Source organism: Salinispora sp. H7-4 (assembly GCF_013416675.1).
Classification (GTDB): domain Bacteria; phylum Actinomycetota; class Actinomycetes; order Mycobacteriales; family Micromonosporaceae; genus Micromonospora; species Micromonospora vitiensis.
In genome coordinates, this window is the sequence record NZ_JABZED010000051.1 from 1 (window position 1) to 15,283 (window position 15,283).

The window sequence follows — 15,283 nt, forward strand, 5'->3', positions numbered from 1 at the left end:
GGGGCGCTGCTGGAACAGGCCCTGCGAGTCGTGGTCGTTGCGGTCACCCAGGTGTCCCAGGTTCTCCAGCTTCGACTCCTGCAGGCTGGTGCCGATCGCCACCACGGCGGCGCGCTCGTCCATGCCGGCGGACTTGGTGGCCTCGATGATGGCCTTCACGTTGCCGGTCTGCTCGTCGCCCAGGTCGATGCGCGACTGCTCACCTTGGGTGCCGTGCGGGATCAACGTGCCCATGTCCGGCTTCTCCGCCTGCGCCACGCCAGCAGCAGCCGCTGCGGGGGTGGTGTCGGTGAGGGTGGCCAGGGGGCCGGCGACGACACCGGTGGACAGGGCCAGACCAGCGATACCAAGGACGCTACGACGCAGAATCGTGTTCATGGGGGTTGCTCCATTCGGGGGTCGACACCCCACACGCCGAAGGGGGTCAGGCGGCACGGGGTGCAAGCACCGTCCGGCGCTCAAAGAAAAGAAAGGGGGGTCGGCGACCGCGGGGCCTCACAGGGCACACACACGGCGCCGGGTCCAGATGTAACGACCGACCGGCCACCAGCATTCCCGGCGACCTCACAGGCCACCGGCATTCCCGGCGACCTCACACCCGGTGGTGTCACCCGCCCGAGCGGGGCACCTCCACGGCCGTACGCAGGATGTAACGCCCCGACGCCCGCCGGGATTCCACCGTCACCGTGCCCCCGGTCACACCCCAAACGGGAATGAATCACGCGTACCATCTGTCGGGCCTGGGAACGGGTCGAATCCCCACGCGTGCCGGCCGAGTTGTCCGGAAGTGATCATGTCTGGTCGGTGCGGTCCGGGGAGAGTGTCGGCCGGTCCGGCGGGTCGGTGCCCAAAGATAACGTTTTGAAAACTTCATCCATGGTCTTGACATGACACGGGGCTCAGTAAGAAATTTTACCAACAGTAAACTTCCTTTGCGGAAAGAGTCTCGGATGGTTGATCGCGAGGTGGGCACCACCGCGGAGACCGCGGTGGCCGACGCCGACGGGTTTGACCGCCGCGGCGTCCGTGCGGATGCTGCCGACGGGGTGCTGGCCCGGGTTCGGGCCGGCGTGGGCGACCTGACCGGAGCCCTGCGCCGGGTCGCCGAACACGTGCTCAGCGACCCGGAGGCCGTCACCCGCGCCACCATCGTCGAGCTGGCCGAGGGCAGTGGCACCTCCCCGGCCACCATCACCCGCTTCTGCCGGGCAATGGGCTTCGAGGGCTATGCGGACCTTCGGCTCGGCATCGCCGCCGAGAGCGGTCGGGCCCGCCTGGCCGGCTGGGCCGTCGACATCGGCCGCGAGATCCAGCCCGGCGATCCGCTGCGCCGGGTGCTCGAACAGATCATCGCCGCCGACACCCGGGCGATGCACGACACCGCTGCCCTGCTCGACCTCGCCGAGGTGGAGCGGGCCGCCGCGGCGATCGCCGCGGCGGGCCGGGTGAACATTTTCGGCGCCAGCGGTAGCGCCCTGGTCGGCGAGGAGATGCAGTTCATGCTGCACCGCATCGGAGTCACCGCCTGGGCCTGGAACGACGTGCACGAAGGGCTGGCCTCGGCGGCCCTGTTGGGGGCCGGCGACGTCGCCCTCGGCGTCTCGCACGGCGGCCGGACCCGGGAAACCATCGAGATGCTGGCGGAGGCCGGCAGCCGGGGCGCGACCACCGTCGCGGTGACCGGCTTCGCCCGCTCGCCGCTCGCCGAGCTGGCGGAGATCGTGCTGCTCACCGCCAGCGGTGCCACCACCTTCCGCCCCGACGCGCTGTCCGCCCGGCACCCCCAACTGGTCGTACTCGACCTGCTCTACATCGCCGTCGCCCAGCGCACCCACGACCGAGCCCACGCGGCCCTGCGGCGTACCGCCCAGGCCGTTGAGGGGCACAAGGCGGCGAAAGCGGCCAGCTCATGACCGTACCCCCGAACTACCGCTAAGGAGAGTCGCATGTCCGTTACCCCCGACCTCAACCGTCGGAACCTGCTGCGGCGCGCCGCCGCCGCGGGTCTGCTGACCATCCCGGCTGCCGGCCTGCTCAGCGCCTGCGCCGGCAGCGAGCCGGCCCAGGACGACAACTCCGGTGCCGCGAAGAGCGAGGACAACCCGTTCGGCGTCCAGGACGGCAGCTCCGTCAAGGTGGTCATCTTCAACGGCGGTCTGGGCGACCAGTGGGCCAAGGAGGACGAGGCCGTCTTCAAGGCCAAGCGCCCGAACGTCACGGTCAACATGTCTTCGACCCAGAAGATCAAGACCGAAGAGCAGCCGAAGATGGCGACCCAGCCCAGCGACGTCGTCATGAACTCCGGCGCCGACCTGATGGACATCAGCACCCTGGTCAACGAGGGCGCGATCGAGCCGCTGGAGGATCTGCTCGCCGCCCCGGCGTGGGACAGCGAGGGCACGGTGGCGGACACCCTGCTGCCGGGGACCGTCAACGACGGCACCTTCCAGGGCAAGTTCTACGTGGTGAACATCGCGTACACGGTCTGGGGCAACTGGTACAACGCCGCGCTCTTCGAGAAGGAGGGTTGGCAGCCGCCGAAGACCTTCGACGACTTCTTCGCCCTCGCGCCGAAGATCAAGGCGAAGGGCATGGCCCCGTACGTCTACGACGCGGTGCACGGCTACTACCCGCGCTGGGCGTTGATGGCGACGATCTGGAAGTCCGCCGGCAAGCAAGCGGTGATCGACATCGACAACCTGAAGGAGAACGCCTGGAAGGCCGACGGGGTGCTGCCGGCCCTGGAGGCGTGGGAGAAGCTGGTCAAGGACAAGCTGCTGCTCCCCGGCCAGCTCGACCACACCCAGTCGCAGCAGGCGTGGCTCGACGGCAAGGCCGCCTTCATCCAGGTCGGCACCTGGCTCAAGAACGAGATGGCGGAGACCATTCCCCCCGGCTTCGAGATGAAGCTGTCGGACTACTGGAGCCTGGGGGCGGGCGACAAGGCGCCGAACGACGTCTACGCCGGTGCCGGCGAGGGCATCGTCGTGCCGTCGAGGGCACCGAACAAGGCCGCCGCCAAGGAGTTCCTGCGGGCGGTGCTCTCCAAGGAGGGCTCGGCGAAGTTCGCCGAGTTGACCAAGTCTCTCGCCTCCACCCGGGGCTCCGGGGACAACGTCCAGGACTCGGCGCTGGCCAGCGCCAACGAGCTGATGAGCAACGCTCCGCAGGATCTTGTCTCGGTCAAGTTCTGGAACTTCTACGCCGACCTGGACAAGGAGAGCCAGAACCTCTCCGCGGAGTTGATGGCCGGCCGGCTGACCGCCCAGCAGTTCGTTGACGGGATGCAGGGCGCCGCCGACAAGGTCGCCAAGGACTCGTCGATCAAGAAGCAGACCCGCTCCGCCTGAGCCGAACGGAAAGAGTGAGTCCCATGCGGCATGGTGTCGCGCGTTTCGTCATGGGCTTCCTGGCCCTGCCGGTCGCGCTCTACCTCTTCTATGTGGTCTGGCCGTTCGCCCAGGCGGCCGGCTATTCGCTGACCGACTGGGGTGGATACTCCGACCGGCAGCAGTTCGTCGGGCTGGACAACTACGTCCGGCTCTTCTCCGACGAGCTGATCAGGAAGGCTTTCTGGCACAACGTCTTCTTCCTGATCACCGTGCCGCTGTTCACGATCGCGCTGGCCCTGTTCCTCGCGTTCCTGCTCAACGTGGGCGGGCGCGAGGACAGGGCCGGCATCCGGGGTGTCTTCGGTTCCGGCCTTTACAAGGTCATTTTCTTCTTCCCGCAGGTGCTGTCCCTGGTCGTCGTCGCCATCATGTGGCAGCAGATCTACCGGGCCGACGGGCAGGGTCTGATCAACGGTGTGTTGATGAAGATCGGGCTGGTTGACCCGGAGAACCCGATCCTGTTCACGTTCGACCCGGAGCCCTTCCTCGGCGTCCCCGCGGTGCTCTGGTGGCTGCTGCTGATCGCGGTCTGGAGCGGCGCCGGGTTCTACATGGTGCTCTTCTCCGCGGCGATGCAGTCGATTCCGAAGGACGTCTTCGAGGCGGCCATCCTCGACGGTGCCGGTCGGTTCCACACGTTTTTCCGGATCACGCTGCCGCTGCTGCGGGACACCGTCTCGGTGGCCTGGATCTATCTGGGCTTCATCGCCCTGGACATGTACGCCCTGGTCTTCGTGATGACACCCAGCCAGGGCGGCCCGAACCACGCCAGCGAGATTTTCGCGTCGGTGCTCAACTTCACCGCCTTCCAGAAGGGCCAGTTCGGCTACGCCTGCGCGATGGGTGTGGCTTTGGCGATCTTCACGATCCTCCTGGCCGCGGCGCAGCTGAAGATCACCCGCCGCGAGCGGATTGAGTACTGAGGAGAGTCGACGATGAGTACGGTGACCCACGACCCCGGTCCCGTCGGGCCGGATCTCGCTCCGCCGGCCGGCACTACGTCGGCCCGCCGCTTCGGGTCCGGCGGCCGACGGCCCGGCGCGCAGATCTTCAACGGCTTCTCCCACCTGTTCCTGCTGGTCTGGGCGATCATGGTCGTCTACCCGCTGATCTGGGTGTTCATGTCGGCCCTGAAGAGCGACGCGGAGGTTATCCGGCAGCCGCTGTCGTTGATCCCGGAGACGCTGCGTTGGGAGAACTTCGGCCGAGCCTGGACCGAGGGGCAACTCGGCGACTTCTTCCTCAACACCGTGCTCGTGCTGGCCGGTAGCGTCACGCTGACCATGTTGCTCGGCTCGATGGCCGCGTACGTGTTGGCGCGCTACGAGTTCCCCGGTAACCGACTGATCTACTACATGTTCCTCTCCGGCCTCACGCTGCCGATCTACCTCGCCGCCGTACCGCTGTTCAAGGGCGTCTACAACACCGGGGTGCTCTTCCCGCCGCTCGGGCCGAACAAGCACCTGATGCTGATCCTGGTGTACGCGGCATGGTCGCTGGCGTTCACGGTTTTCTTCATGCACTCCTTCTTCCGGACGCTGCCGAACGCGATCGCCGAGGCGGGCCTGGTTGACGGGGCCTCACACACCCGGCTGTTCTTCAGCGTGATGCTGCCGATGGCGAAGCCCGGCCTGATCAGCATCGGTATCTTCAACGTGCTCGGGCAGTGGAACCAGTGGTATCTGCCGACGCTGCTGATGCAGTCCGTGGATGGTGAGCCGAAGAATCAGGTCATCGCCCAGGGCCTGATCGAGCTGTCGGTCAATCAGGGGTACAGGTCCGACTGGTCCGGCCTCTTCGCCGGGGTCACCATGGCGATGTTGCCGGTGTTGATCGTGTACATCGTCTTCCAGCGCCAGGTGCAGTCGGGCTTGACCGCGGGCATCAGCAAGTAGCCCGCCGCAAACTCGGCCCACCAGCCCGGCGGAATCCGTTGCCGGCCAGTCTCGCGACTGATGTGTCGCCGGGCTGGCCGGCGATGTCGTACCGGGCGGGCAGAATCGCGATCATGGCGGCGGTGGTGGCGGTGGTGGCGGGTGCGGACCCTCGACTCCCCGCTGCTCCGGGGGCGGGCTCCGGGGTCGGCGGGGGAGTGCTGCAGCCGCTCGACGCTGCCGGAGCGCCGATCGGGCCGCCGGAGCAGGTCGCCGACCTGGCTGTCGCGGTGGCCGACCGCGAGCGAAGGGAGCGCCCCCGCTGGGTCTGGGCGTCCGGCGCGGCGCTCTACCCCATGTTGTTGCGGGCTGGCGTCCGGGTTGACCGTTGCCACGACATCGAGCTGACCGAGGCGTTGCTTCTCGGTCACGCGGGCCGCTGGGGTGAGCCGCGTTCCTTCGCCGCCGCCTGGGCGCGCCTGACCGGCGCGCCGGTGCCGGCCGATCCGCCGCCGCGGTTGGCCGAGCCCCCGGGCTACGGCCAGGGTGCGCTCTTCGAGTCACCGCCGGCTCCGCCGGGTCCCGGCATCACGGCCCTGGCCCGGGTCTACGCCGACCAGCTCGCGCGGGTCGCCGCCACCGCGCAGCCGGGCCGGTTCCGGCTGTTGGTGGCGGCCGAGTCGGCGGGGGCGCTGATCGCCGTCGAGTTGGGGGCGGCGGGGCTGCCGTGGCGGGTGGACGTGCACGACGCCCTCCTCGGTGAGCTGCTCGGTGCCCCCTCCCCGGTGGGTGGGCCGCCGCGTCGGCTGGCGGAGCTGGCCGCCCGGATCGCTGCCGCCTTCGACCTTCCGCGGCTGCATGTCGATTCGCCGCTGGAGCTGGTGCGGGCGTTCGCCCGGGCCGGGGTGGAGGTGCCGAACACCCGGTCCTGGGTGCTGCGCGGCGTTGACCACCCGGCGGCGCCGCTGGTCCTGGAGTACAAGGAGCTTTATCGCATCTGGACGGCGCACGGCTGGGCCTGGCAGGACGCCTGGGTGCGGGAGGGGCGGTTCCGCCCGGAGTACGTACCCGGCGGCGTGGTCTCCGGCCGGTGGGCGACCCGAGGTGGTGGGGCGCTCCAGATCCCGAAGGTGATCCGGCGGGCGGTGGTGGCGGACCCGGGGTGGACGTTCGTGGTCGCCGACGCGGGTCAGCTCGAGCCGCGGATCCTGGCGGCGGTCTCCGGCGACGCGCGGCTTGCCGCCGCGGCCCGGGCGGGTGACCTGTACGCCGCTCTGGCCGCCGATGCGTTCGGCGGGGACCGGGCGCGGGCCAAGGTGGCCCTGCTCGGCGCCATGTACGGGCAGACCGGCGGTTCGGCGGCACCGGCGTTGGAGGTGCTGCGGCGCAACTATCCGGCGGCCTTCGGCTATCTGGAGACGGCGGCGCGCAGCGGGGAGTCCGGCGAGTTGGTTCGCTCCTGGCTCGGCCGTACCTGCCCACCCGGCTCGGTCGAGCTTGCCGAGGTGGATCCGGTCCCGGCCGGGGGAGCGGGGGAACGGTCGGCGCGGGCACGGGCGCGGGGCCGGTTCACCCGGAACTTCGTCATCCAGGCCACCGCCGCCGAGTGGGCCGCGACGCTGTTGGCCACGCTCCGCGGGGAGCTGGCCGGCAGCGACGCCAGGCTGGCCGGTCCCGACGTGGGGCTGGCCGGCAGCGGCGCCGAGCTGGTCTTCTTTCAGCACGACGAGGTGATCGTGCACTGTCGCGTCGAGCGGGCCGCGGCGGTGGCCGCCGCGGTGACCCGGTGCGGGGAACGGGCGAGCGCGTTGCTCTTCGGGCGGACGCCGGTGCGTTTCCCGCTCGATCTCTCCACCGTTGAGTGCTACGCCGACGCCTTCTGACACCGGTCCGCGACGATGTGCGCGGCTGCCGGCCGGAGCTGCTGTTCGGCCCGCCCGGGGGACGCCGTCAGTTGCGGCCGCACGCCTGACTCCTCCTCTTTGTCGGTGATGGTCGGAATATCCGATTCATGCCCGGAACCTGAACGCTGACTGCTCGTTGGGTCCGTTGTGCGTCCCGGACCGGGCAGGTGGCCTGCGCGGTCCGTTACCAAGACGGAGGTGGCACCGCTGAACCGGACCGTAGGAATGATCATCGCCGCGGGTGGCGGGCGCCGGATCGGTGGCCCCGAGGCGCTGCTGTGCCAGGGCGAGAAGCCACTGGTGAGCACGATGGTCGACACGATGACGGCGGCAGGCTGCGAGCAGATCGTGGTCGTCCTCGGCGCCGCCGCCGACCAGGTGCAGGAAACCGCTGACCTCACCCGGGCCACCGTCGTGGTCAACCGGGCCTGGGGAACCGGAGTGGGCTCCTCGATCAAGGCTGGCCTCGCGGCCATCGACGACGACGCCATCGAGGCGGTGGTCGTCGTTCCGGTGGACATGCCGGGCCTGACCGCCGCGGCGGTCCAGCGGGTCGCCGCACTGCCGTACCCGGACGTGCTGGTCTGCGCCACCTACGGCGGACTGCGCGGCTACCCGATGCTGTTCGGCCGCCGGCACTGGTCCGGCATCGCCACGCTGGCCAGCGCGGACGTCGGCGCCCGTCCGTACCTGCTGGCACACAAGGACCAGATCGTCGACATCTCCTGTGACACCGTCGCCGACGGCAGTCGGGTCGACAGCCCGGAATTGATGGCCCTGTACGGGTTGACCGTCCCACCGCAGCGGGTCGGCGCGTAGTCAGCCCGGCAGATCAAACAGGTCGGCGGCGTTGGTCCAGCACACCGCCCGCAACCAGGCGTCGCCCAGGTCGAGTTGGGCCAGCGCGGTGAGCTGCGCGGCGTACGCGTAGGGCAGGTTGGGGAAGTCGCTGCCGTGCAGCACCTTGCCGGCCAGGCCCAGCTCGCGTAGCCGGGGCAGCTCCGCGGCGGGGAAGGGCACGGCCTGGTCGAAGAACGGGGTGAAGGCCATGGTGGTGTCCAGCCGCACGTTCTCGTACCGGTCGGCGAGGTCGAGGAAGGCCGAATAGTCCGGTGCGCCGAGGTGCGCCACCACCGCGGCGAGTCGCGGATGCCGGGCGAGTAGGGCGGCGAAGGGGCCGGGGCCGGTGTGTGCGGTACCGGCCGGCGCGTGTCCGGCGTGCACCACCACCGGCACCCCGGCGTCGGCGAGTAGCCCCCACACCGGATCGAGCAGCGGATCGGTCGGGGCGAACCCGCCGACCTGCACGTGCACCTTGAACACCCGAGCACCGGCGGTGAGCGCCTCGGTGACGTACCGGGGTGCCGCCGGCTCGGGGAAGAACGTGGCCGAGGGGAGACAATCCGGGTTCGCGCGGGCGAAGTCGAGGGTCCAGGAGTTCAGGTCGGCGGCCATCGCGGGCCGGTGCGCGTACGCCAGGGCGCTGAACGCCCGTACGCCCATCCGGCGTAGGTGCGCCAGCCGCTCCGCGTCGCTCCACCGGTAGCGGATGGGCCAGGTGGTACCGAGGAGCGGACCGGCCGCGTCGAAGTACGCCCACACCCGACGCAGCAGTCGGGGCGGGAGGAAGTGCACGTGTACGTCGGCGAGGCCGGGTAGGCCGAGCCCCTGCCAGAACGCCGGGACGTCGGCGTCGTCGGCATCGTCGGTGGTCACCGGCACGACCGTCAGACGTCGATGTTGAAGCGGTCGAGCAGGTGCGGGGCGACCAGCCCGATGGCGGAGAGCACCGAGACGATGGTGAGCGCGGTCCGGACGAAGACCACTTCGGTCTTCCCGCCCGCCCGGAGCGCGATCGAGTCCGGCAGACTGATCATCCGCCACATCCGACGTTTGATCGGGATTGGCCAGAGGATCGGTACCCCGGCCCGAGTGATCATGTCGCCGAGGATGTGGACGAAGCAGCCGACGCCGACGGCCAGCCCGATCATCGGGTAGCCGCGGTCTCCCGGCAGGGTGGCGAAGGTGAACCACGCCGCGGCGAGCGAGGCGAGGGTCACCACGAGCCAGCCGGCGCGTTCGGCCCAATCGTCGAAGAGGCCGCGCAGGGCGAGACCGAACATGAAGAAGAGGATGCCGATCACCGCCCACTTGCCGTACGCGGCGCAGAGCGCGGTGGTGCCCCAGCCGACCAGCACGGTGAAGGGGATGGTGTGGGTCAGGGTGCGGTGCCCGTTGGTGCGGCGCGGGTCCCGCTTCAACTTCGTCGCATAGTAGACGCCGAGCGACACCTTCTCGGTCACCTCGGCGACGAAGAGGGAGAAGACGCCGAAGGTGCGGGCGACCGTGGCGCCACCCTGGTTTCGGGTGACCTTGCCGGAGAGGTCGAGGTCGGGAAAGAGCGCACCTCCCGCGCAGACCGCGGTGCCGACGGCGAGTGCGAGCGGCGACTGCTCGTAGTCGGCGAAGTGGTCCAGCGCCAAGGAGCCGGCCAGCCACACCGTCGCGCCAGACAGCGCGTGCGACGGTCCCATCATGCCCGCTCACCCTCCCCGGATCCCGGACGCCCAGAAGCTACGTCACTGTAGTGCAGTGGGGGCAGCACTCGGGGAGCGCACCCGCCTCCGAACGGGACGGTACGGACCGGAGGGGCTCGGATCCGGCCGCTGCCCGCCTGACGGTGGGGTGCGAAACCAGGTGACCGGGGCGGTGGGGGCCGTTACGGTGGCGCCAATTGTTGACGGGAGGGCGACATGGCAGGTGCACGCCGACACGGGCAGGTGCTCATCTTCGATGCCGACGACACGCTCTGGGAGAACAACATCGTCTTCGAGCGGGTCATCGAGGACTTTCTGACCTGGGTGGCGCACCCGACCCTGGACCGCACCGAGATCCGTACGATTCTCGACGACATCGAGCGGGCCAACGCGGTCGCGCACGGCTACGGCAGCAAGGTCTTCCTGCGCAGTCTCGGTGAGTGTTTCGAGCGGCTGCGGGAGCGGCCGGCCACGGCCGCCGAGCGGCGGGGAATCGAGGAGCTGGCCGTCGCCCTGGTCGAGCACCGGGTGGAGCTGATGCCGGGGGTGGCGGCGGCGTTGGACGAGTTGGCCGGCCGGCACGAGCTGTTTCTGCTCACCAAGGGTGACCAGGAGGAGCAGCAGCGAAAGCTGGACGCCTCGGACCTGCTGCACCACTTCCGGGCCGCGCACATCGTGCCGGAGAAGGACGTGACCACCTACCGGTGGCTGGCCAACGAGCACGATTTCGCACCGTCTCGTGCCTGGATGATCGGGAACTCGCCGAGGTCAGACATTCTGCCGGCCCGCGCGGCGGGGATGAACGCCGTCTACGTTCCGAACGAGAACACCTGGGTGTTGGAGCACGACGCCCTGGACCACGACGATGCGGCGGTGCTACACCTCACCGCCTTCCCCGACCTGCTGCACCACTTCTGACATGTGAGCGCTCCGCCGCTTCTGGTGGGCGGAGCGCTCACACGTCCGTGCCGCGGACGATTGCCACCGCCACCCGACAGAACTCGTCCATGTCGGGCTGGAACCCGGCCGCGATGTCCGGGTGCAGACCGGCGCGGGTCTCGTCCAGCAGCCGCTGGCAGACCTGCTCGACCGGCTCGCCGGCGTAGCTTTCCCGGACCCGGTCGGTGGCGGCCTGCAGCGCCGAGGTCAGCTGCTCCTCCAGTGGGCCACGCAGCTTCTTCTGTACCGGGTCCCGGGGCTCCAGCGTGACGTGTGGCTCGGACATCGGCGCTCCCTTCCTCGGCGACCGGGTACCCCGCCGTCGGCGTCGGCTACACCGCGGTCGGTACGGCGGCGACCCGCACCTCGTACGAGTAGTCCTCCGCCGGCTCCTCCCGGTACGTCATCGTTCTGATCTGCCGGTCATCGTCGTAGAGTGCGACGTCCACCAGGACGCCGAGGTGGGCCAGACCGATGCTGGCCACCCGCTTCTTGTCCTGGAGCACCGCACACACCCCGCCGAGTAGCGTGCTGGCGTCGGATGTGCGGTGCCCCGGCGGGCAGCGCAGCACGAGGTCCACTTCGATCGGCCCGGACAACGGGGTCCAGCCGGTCTGCTGAGCCGCCGCACAGGCCGCTTGAAGTAGGGCGCGTACCCTCGTCGCCTGCCGATGTCCGGCGGCGAAGATGGACAGCGCTTCGGTTTTGACCGGTGGCAGGCCGCTCACCTTGACGGTCAGGGCGACAGCGCGGGTGTCCTGCACAACGGCACCTCCTTGTTGCGGACGATCCTGCCCAATCAGCGACGCAGCGGTGTGGGTTCGCTGGAAAACCGGCCGATCGGGCGGGCAGGGTTGGCCGAGGCGTGTCGACGTCGCTGGCGAACGCGCAGGTAAGGCTAGTCCACCTGGTGCGCTCTGGGTAACTGTTCGCTCACTCGATGAGATGCTGCCCGGCTAGGAGGCGGTCGCGGCGGACCGAACGAACTCCGCGATCACCGTGCCGAGCTGCTCTCCCGCGTCCTCCTGGAGGAAGTGCCCGGCTCCCTTGATCACCGGGTGGTCAAGTCCGGCAGCACCCGGCACGGTGCGGCGCAGCACCGGCGCCATCCCCCCGGTGATCGGATCCTGGTCGCTGAACGCCACCAGGAACGGGCGCTCCCAACGGGAGAGTTCGGTCCAGGCGGCGCGGTTGGCGGTGCTGGCCGGATCGTCCGGTGCGGTCGGCACCAGGGTGGGCATGGTGCGGGCGCCGGCGAGGTAGGACTCGTCCGGGAACGGCGCGTCGTAGGCCGCCAGCTCCGCCGCGGTCAGCTCGCTCTGGCAGCCCGACTGCACCAGCCGGGACACCGTCAGCTCGGGGGCCGTCTCGACCATCCGCCGGAACTGCCACCAGAGTTCCGGCATCGGCTGGTCACCGGTGGGCAGCCCGGTGTTGGCGGCCACCACCCGGGTGAAGCGGTCCGGGTGCTCGCCGACCAGGCGGAGCCCGATCAGGCCGCCCCAGTCCTGCCCGACCAGCGTCACTCCGGTCAGGCCCAGCTTGTCGAAGGCGAAGCTGCGGATCCACTCGACGTGTCGGGCGTAGGTGTGCTCGCTGCGCTCGGCCGGCTTGTCGGACCGGCCGAAGCCGATGAGATCCGGTGCGATGGCCCGCAGTCCGGCGTCGGCGAGCACCGGGATGACCTTCCGGTACAGGAATGACCAGCTGGGTTCCCCGTGCAGCAGCAGCACCGGTTCCCCGTCCGCCGGGCCGGCCGTGACGTAGGCCATCCGTAGGCCGTCCAGGTCGACGTAGTGGGGCTCGTAGGGAAAGTCGGGCAGGTTGGTGAACCGGCTGTCCGGAGTGCGTAGTGCAGACATGGCAGTCAATATCGCACAGTGTGCCGGTGTGCGGTTAGCGCGTTCAGCAGACCCGGGCCGACGGGGAGGCGGCGTCCGCTCCCTCCCGCTCGATGGTGGTGAGGCTGTCGATCGTGGTGGCGGCGATGTTGCGCATCGCGTCCTCGGTGAAGAAGGCCTGGTGGCCGGTGATCAGCACATTGGGGAAGGTGTTGAGCCGGGAGAAGTCGTCGTCATCGAGGACCCGGTCGGAGAGGTCCTCAAAGAACAGGTCGGTCTCCTCCTCGTAGACGTCCAGACCGAGATAGCCGATCTGGCCGTTCTTGAGCCCGTCGATCACCGCCCGGGTGTCCACCAGCGCCCCACGGCTGGTGTTGATCAGCATTGCTCCCCGGCGCATCTGGGCGATCCGTTCGGGGTTGATCAGGTGTTCGGTGTCCGGGGTCAGCGGGCAGTGCAGGGTGATCACGTCCGAGTCGCTCAGCAGGCGCGGCAGCGGCACGTACTCGATCCCGGCCGCCGTCACCGCGTCGTCCGGGTACGGGTCGCTGGCGATGACGCGGCAGCCGAACCCGGACAGGATGCGGGCCACACAGAACCCGATCTTCCCGGTGCCGACGACGCCGACGGTCCGGCCGTGCAGATCGAAGCCGAGCAGTCCGGTGAGCGCGAAGTTGTGCTCCCGGACCCGGTTGTAGGCCCGGTAGACCTTGCGATTGAGGGCGAGGATCAGGGCAACAGTGTGCTCGGCCACGGCGTACGGGGAGTATTCCGGCACCCGGACCACGGTGAGGCCGAGCCGGCGGGCGGAAGCCAGATCCACGTGGTTGAAACCGGCGGAGCGGAGCGCGATCAGGCGGACGCCATCCGCGGCCAGCCGCTCCAGCACCTCGGTGCCGAGGTCGTCGTTGACGAACGCGCAGACCGCCGCTGCGCCGCTGGCGAGCTTGGCGGTCTGCGGGGTCAGTCGGGGCTCGAGGAATTCCAGTTCGTGGCTGTCGGCCGAGTTGGCCGCCGACAGGAATTCCCGATCGTATGGTTTGGTGCTGAATACCGATACGCGCATGTGGAACCTCCGGTGACCACCGTACGACTTGCCTGGTTCGCCGCTTACAGCGGGTAGTCGACTGGGATTTGCGGCACTATACGGAATAGAGAAGACTTATTCGTACAAAATTGGGGTTGTGGGGTAGCGTGACCTGCCGTTCCGGCGACCGCGCCGGCGGCAAGTCGGTCGGTAGCTGGCAGGACAGGTGCTACAACGATTACGTGACAGCAAGCGGCGAGCGAACGGCCTCCGTCGAGCACGGTGACCACACCGGACGGGAGTCCGTTCGCGGTGCGCCCGGCGTCGCTGGCCCGCTGCTGGTGCTCTGGGACATCGACGGCACCCTGATCGACAACGGTGGGGTGAGCAAGGAGGCGTACACGTTGACCTTCACCCGGCTGACCGGCCGGCTCCCGGAGCACCCGATCGTTCCCGCGGGCAGGACCGATCCCGCCGTCCTGCGGCTGCTGCTGCGACAGCATGGGATCGAGGCCACCCCGGACGTGATGGAACAGGCGGTTGGCGTCATGAACAGGGTGTTCGAGTCGCTCCGGTCGCGGTTGGCGGAACGTGGACACGCCGAGGTGGGGGCACCGGCGGCCATTGCGGCGTTGGCCCGGCGGAGCGACGTCGTCCAGTCCGTGCTGACGGGAAACACGTGGCACAACGCCCAGGTCAAGGTCTCCGTATTCGGGTTGGCCGGCGCCCTCGACTACGAGGTGGGTGCGTACGGCTCGGACACCGAGGTGCGTGCCGACCTGGTGTCGGTCGCGCGAAGGAAGGCCACGGCGAAGTACGGGATCTCATACCCGCCGGCCCCCACGGTGCTGATCGGGGACACCCCACGTGATATCAGGGCTGGCCGCTCCAGCGGCGCGTTCGCGGTGGCGGTGGCCACCGGCAGGTACGGTGTCGAAGCACTGGCCGCCAGCGGCGCCGACGCGGTTCTTCCCGACCTCCGAGATACCAGCGCCGTGGTCGATGCGGTGCTCGGGGCGTGGCGCGACCGGTCAGGGAGGCCCACCGATGAGACCGGTTGAGGGCGCCGAGGACAGCCCGGACGAGTACGGGTACATCCGGTCGGATTGGCACCGCTATCGGCAGCTGGACCGGCTCGTCAACCACTGGGAGCGGCCCGGCTGGGAGGCGGGCCGACGCTTCTACCACTGGATTGTTCGGTTTGACGAGCGCCCGGCGGTCCAGCGGCTCGCCGAGCGCTGTCAGGCCCGGCTGGGGCACCTGGAGACCCTGGATCTGGTTCCCGTCGCGAGTCTGCACCTGACCGTGCAACGGGTCTCCAACACCGACGAGATCACCAGCTCGCAGGCGCTCGCGGTGGTCGCCGCGGCCAGCGAGCGGTGTGCGTCCATCCGGCCTTTCGCCGCGACTGTCGGCCCCCTCACCGGGTCGGCGAACTCAGTTTTCCTGAGCGTGGGTCCGCACCGGCCGTTCCACCTCCTCCGGCTCGCCGTGGTCGCCGCGATTGCGCACGTGCGAGGCGCCGGGGCCGTACCTGCCCAACCCGCGAGCTTCGATCCACACGTCAGCATCGCCTACAACCGTCGACCCACCGTCGCGAAACCGGTCATCGAGGAGGTGGCGACCGTGCGGTCGATCCCGCCGGTAACGGTCCAGGTCGAGACCGTCAGCCTGGTCGAGCTGCGGCGGGAGGGCCACACCTACCTCTGGCGGCAGATCGCGGCCGTTCCGCTGGCGGCGCGGGGACAGCGCGCCGAGGCTGCTGCGCG

Annotated in this window: 14 protein-coding genes and 2 pseudogenes; 9 read left to right on the plus strand and 7 right to left on the minus strand. The window is 69.4% G+C overall.

What is annotated here, in order from left to right; all coding sequences use genetic code 11:
* Nucleotides 1-378: pseudogene (locus H0524_RS20065) on the minus strand (hypothetical protein); the annotation flags it as partial.
* A 572-nt stretch (nt 379-950) separates the two neighbouring features.
* On the opposite strand from H0524_RS20065, the gene H0524_RS20070 reads away from it, so the two are divergent.
* The 6 genes from H0524_RS20070 (at nt 951) to H0524_RS20095 (ending at nt 7,989) form a co-directional block, all read left to right on the plus strand.
* On the plus strand, nt 951-1,913 hold the full coding sequence (locus H0524_RS20070) for a MurR/RpiR family transcriptional regulator (protein ID WP_180200035.1): 963 nt from the start codon (nt 951-953) through the stop codon (nt 1,911-1,913).
* A 33-nt stretch (nt 1,914-1,946) separates the two neighbouring features.
* Nucleotides 1,947-3,350, plus strand: coding sequence for an N-acetylglucosamine/diacetylchitobiose ABC transporter substrate-binding protein (ngcE, locus tag H0524_RS20075; protein ID WP_180200036.1), 1,404 nt, complete (start codon nt 1,947-1,949; stop codon nt 3,348-3,350).
* A 23-nt stretch (nt 3,351-3,373) separates the two neighbouring features.
* A complete protein-coding gene (locus H0524_RS20080) occupies nt 3,374-4,315 on the plus strand; it encodes a carbohydrate ABC transporter permease (protein ID WP_018728627.1) in 942 nt (313 codons plus the stop codon).
* A 12-nt stretch (nt 4,316-4,327) separates the two neighbouring features.
* Nucleotides 4,328-5,287 (plus strand): carbohydrate ABC transporter permease, encoded by a 960-nt coding sequence (locus H0524_RS20085; protein ID WP_180200037.1) that lies wholly within the window; start codon nt 4,328-4,330, stop codon nt 5,285-5,287.
* Between the two features lie 83 nt (nt 5,288-5,370).
* Nucleotides 5,371-7,149, plus strand: a complete 1,779-nt coding sequence (locus H0524_RS20090) for a bifunctional 3'-5' exonuclease/DNA polymerase (RefSeq protein ID WP_180200038.1) — start codon at nt 5,371-5,373, stop codon at nt 7,147-7,149.
* 246 nt (nt 7,150-7,395) lie between these two features.
* A complete protein-coding gene (locus H0524_RS20095) occupies nt 7,396-7,989 on the plus strand; it encodes an NTP transferase domain-containing protein (RefSeq protein WP_018728624.1) in 594 nt (197 codons plus the stop codon).
* Here the strand turns inward: H0524_RS20095 and H0524_RS20100 are convergent, their stop codons facing one another.
* Together H0524_RS20100 and H0524_RS20105 are read right to left on the minus strand one after the other, a co-directional pair.
* Nucleotides 7,990-8,892, minus strand: a complete 903-nt coding sequence (locus tag H0524_RS20100; protein WP_180200039.1) for an amidohydrolase family protein — start codon at nt 8,890-8,892, stop codon at nt 7,990-7,992.
* Between the two features lie 5 nt (nt 8,893-8,897).
* A complete protein-coding gene (locus H0524_RS20105) occupies nt 8,898-9,707 on the minus strand; it encodes a metal-dependent hydrolase (RefSeq protein ID WP_180200040.1) in 810 nt (269 codons plus the stop codon).
* 216 nt (nt 9,708-9,923) lie between these two features.
* Between H0524_RS20105 and H0524_RS20110 the strand changes: the two genes are divergently transcribed.
* Nucleotides 9,924-10,625, plus strand: a complete 702-nt coding sequence (locus H0524_RS20110) for an HAD family hydrolase (protein WP_180200041.1) — start codon at nt 9,924-9,926, stop codon at nt 10,623-10,625.
* A 37-nt stretch (nt 10,626-10,662) separates the two neighbouring features.
* On the opposite strand, the gene H0524_RS20115 is transcribed toward H0524_RS20110, so the two are convergent.
* The 4 genes from H0524_RS20115 to H0524_RS20130 all read right to left on the minus strand — a co-directional run bounded on the left by H0524_RS20115 (nt 10,663) and on the right by H0524_RS20130 (nt 13,553).
* Nucleotides 10,663-10,932: a hypothetical protein gene (locus tag H0524_RS20115; RefSeq protein ID WP_180200042.1), complete on the minus strand. Its 270-nt coding sequence runs from the start codon at nt 10,930-10,932 to the stop codon at nt 10,663-10,665.
* A gap of 46 nt (nt 10,933-10,978) precedes the next feature.
* On the minus strand, nt 10,979-11,410 hold the full coding sequence (locus H0524_RS20120) for a hypothetical protein (RefSeq protein WP_180200043.1): 432 nt from the start codon (nt 11,408-11,410) through the stop codon (nt 10,979-10,981).
* 192 nt (nt 11,411-11,602) lie between these two features.
* On the minus strand, nt 11,603-12,508 hold the full coding sequence (locus H0524_RS20125) for a haloalkane dehalogenase (RefSeq protein WP_180200044.1): 906 nt from the start codon (nt 12,506-12,508) through the stop codon (nt 11,603-11,605).
* Between the two features lie 43 nt (nt 12,509-12,551).
* Entirely contained in the window at nt 12,552-13,553 is a 1,002-nt protein-coding gene (locus H0524_RS20130) for a 2-hydroxyacid dehydrogenase (protein ID WP_180200045.1), read from the minus strand.
* A 203-nt stretch (nt 13,554-13,756) separates the two neighbouring features.
* Here H0524_RS20130 and H0524_RS20135 point away from each other — a divergent pair, with 203 nt between their 5' ends.
* Both H0524_RS20135 and H0524_RS20140 read left to right on the plus strand, forming a co-directional pair.
* Nucleotides 13,757-14,575 (plus strand): HAD hydrolase-like protein, encoded by an 819-nt coding sequence (locus tag H0524_RS20135; RefSeq protein ID WP_180200046.1) that lies wholly within the window; start codon nt 13,757-13,759, stop codon nt 14,573-14,575.
* Nucleotides 14,562-15,260, plus strand: a pseudogene (locus H0524_RS20140) (2'-5' RNA ligase family protein); the annotation flags it as partial. The gene H0524_RS20135 and the pseudogene H0524_RS20140, both read left to right, overlap by 14 nt.
* Nucleotides 15,261-15,283 lie beyond the last annotated feature (23 nt).

Bases quoted from the DNA above. Each gene is read 5' to 3' on its own strand.
- H0524_RS20090 (WP_180200038.1), top strand. From the start codon at position 5,371: ATGTCGTACCGGGCGGGCAGAATCGCGATCATGGCGGCGGTGGTGGCG.
- H0524_RS20105 (WP_180200040.1), bottom strand. From the start codon at position 9,707: ATGATGGGACCGTCGCACGCGCTGTCTGGCGCGACGGTGTGGCTGGCC.
- H0524_RS20125 (WP_180200044.1), bottom strand. From the start codon at position 12,508: ATGTCTGCACTACGCACTCCGGACAGCCGGTTCACCAACCTGCCCGAC.
- H0524_RS20095 (WP_018728624.1), top strand. From the start codon at position 7,396: ATGATCATCGCCGCGGGTGGCGGGCGCCGGATCGGTGGCCCCGAGGCG.
- H0524_RS20115 (WP_180200042.1), bottom strand. From the start codon at position 10,932: ATGTCCGAGCCACACGTCACGCTGGAGCCCCGGGACCCGGTACAGAAG.
- H0524_RS20110 (WP_180200041.1), top strand. From the start codon at position 9,924: ATGGCAGGTGCACGCCGACACGGGCAGGTGCTCATCTTCGATGCCGAC.
- H0524_RS20130 (WP_180200045.1), bottom strand. From the start codon at position 13,553: ATGCGCGTATCGGTATTCAGCACCAAACCATACGATCGGGAATTCCTG.
- H0524_RS20070 (WP_180200035.1), top strand. From the start codon at position 951: ATGGTTGATCGCGAGGTGGGCACCACCGCGGAGACCGCGGTGGCCGAC.
- H0524_RS20085 (WP_180200037.1), top strand. From the start codon at position 4,328: ATGAGTACGGTGACCCACGACCCCGGTCCCGTCGGGCCGGATCTCGCT.
- H0524_RS20080 (WP_018728627.1), top strand. From the start codon at position 3,374: ATGCGGCATGGTGTCGCGCGTTTCGTCATGGGCTTCCTGGCCCTGCCG.
- ngcE (WP_180200036.1), top strand. From the start codon at position 1,947: ATGTCCGTTACCCCCGACCTCAACCGTCGGAACCTGCTGCGGCGCGCC.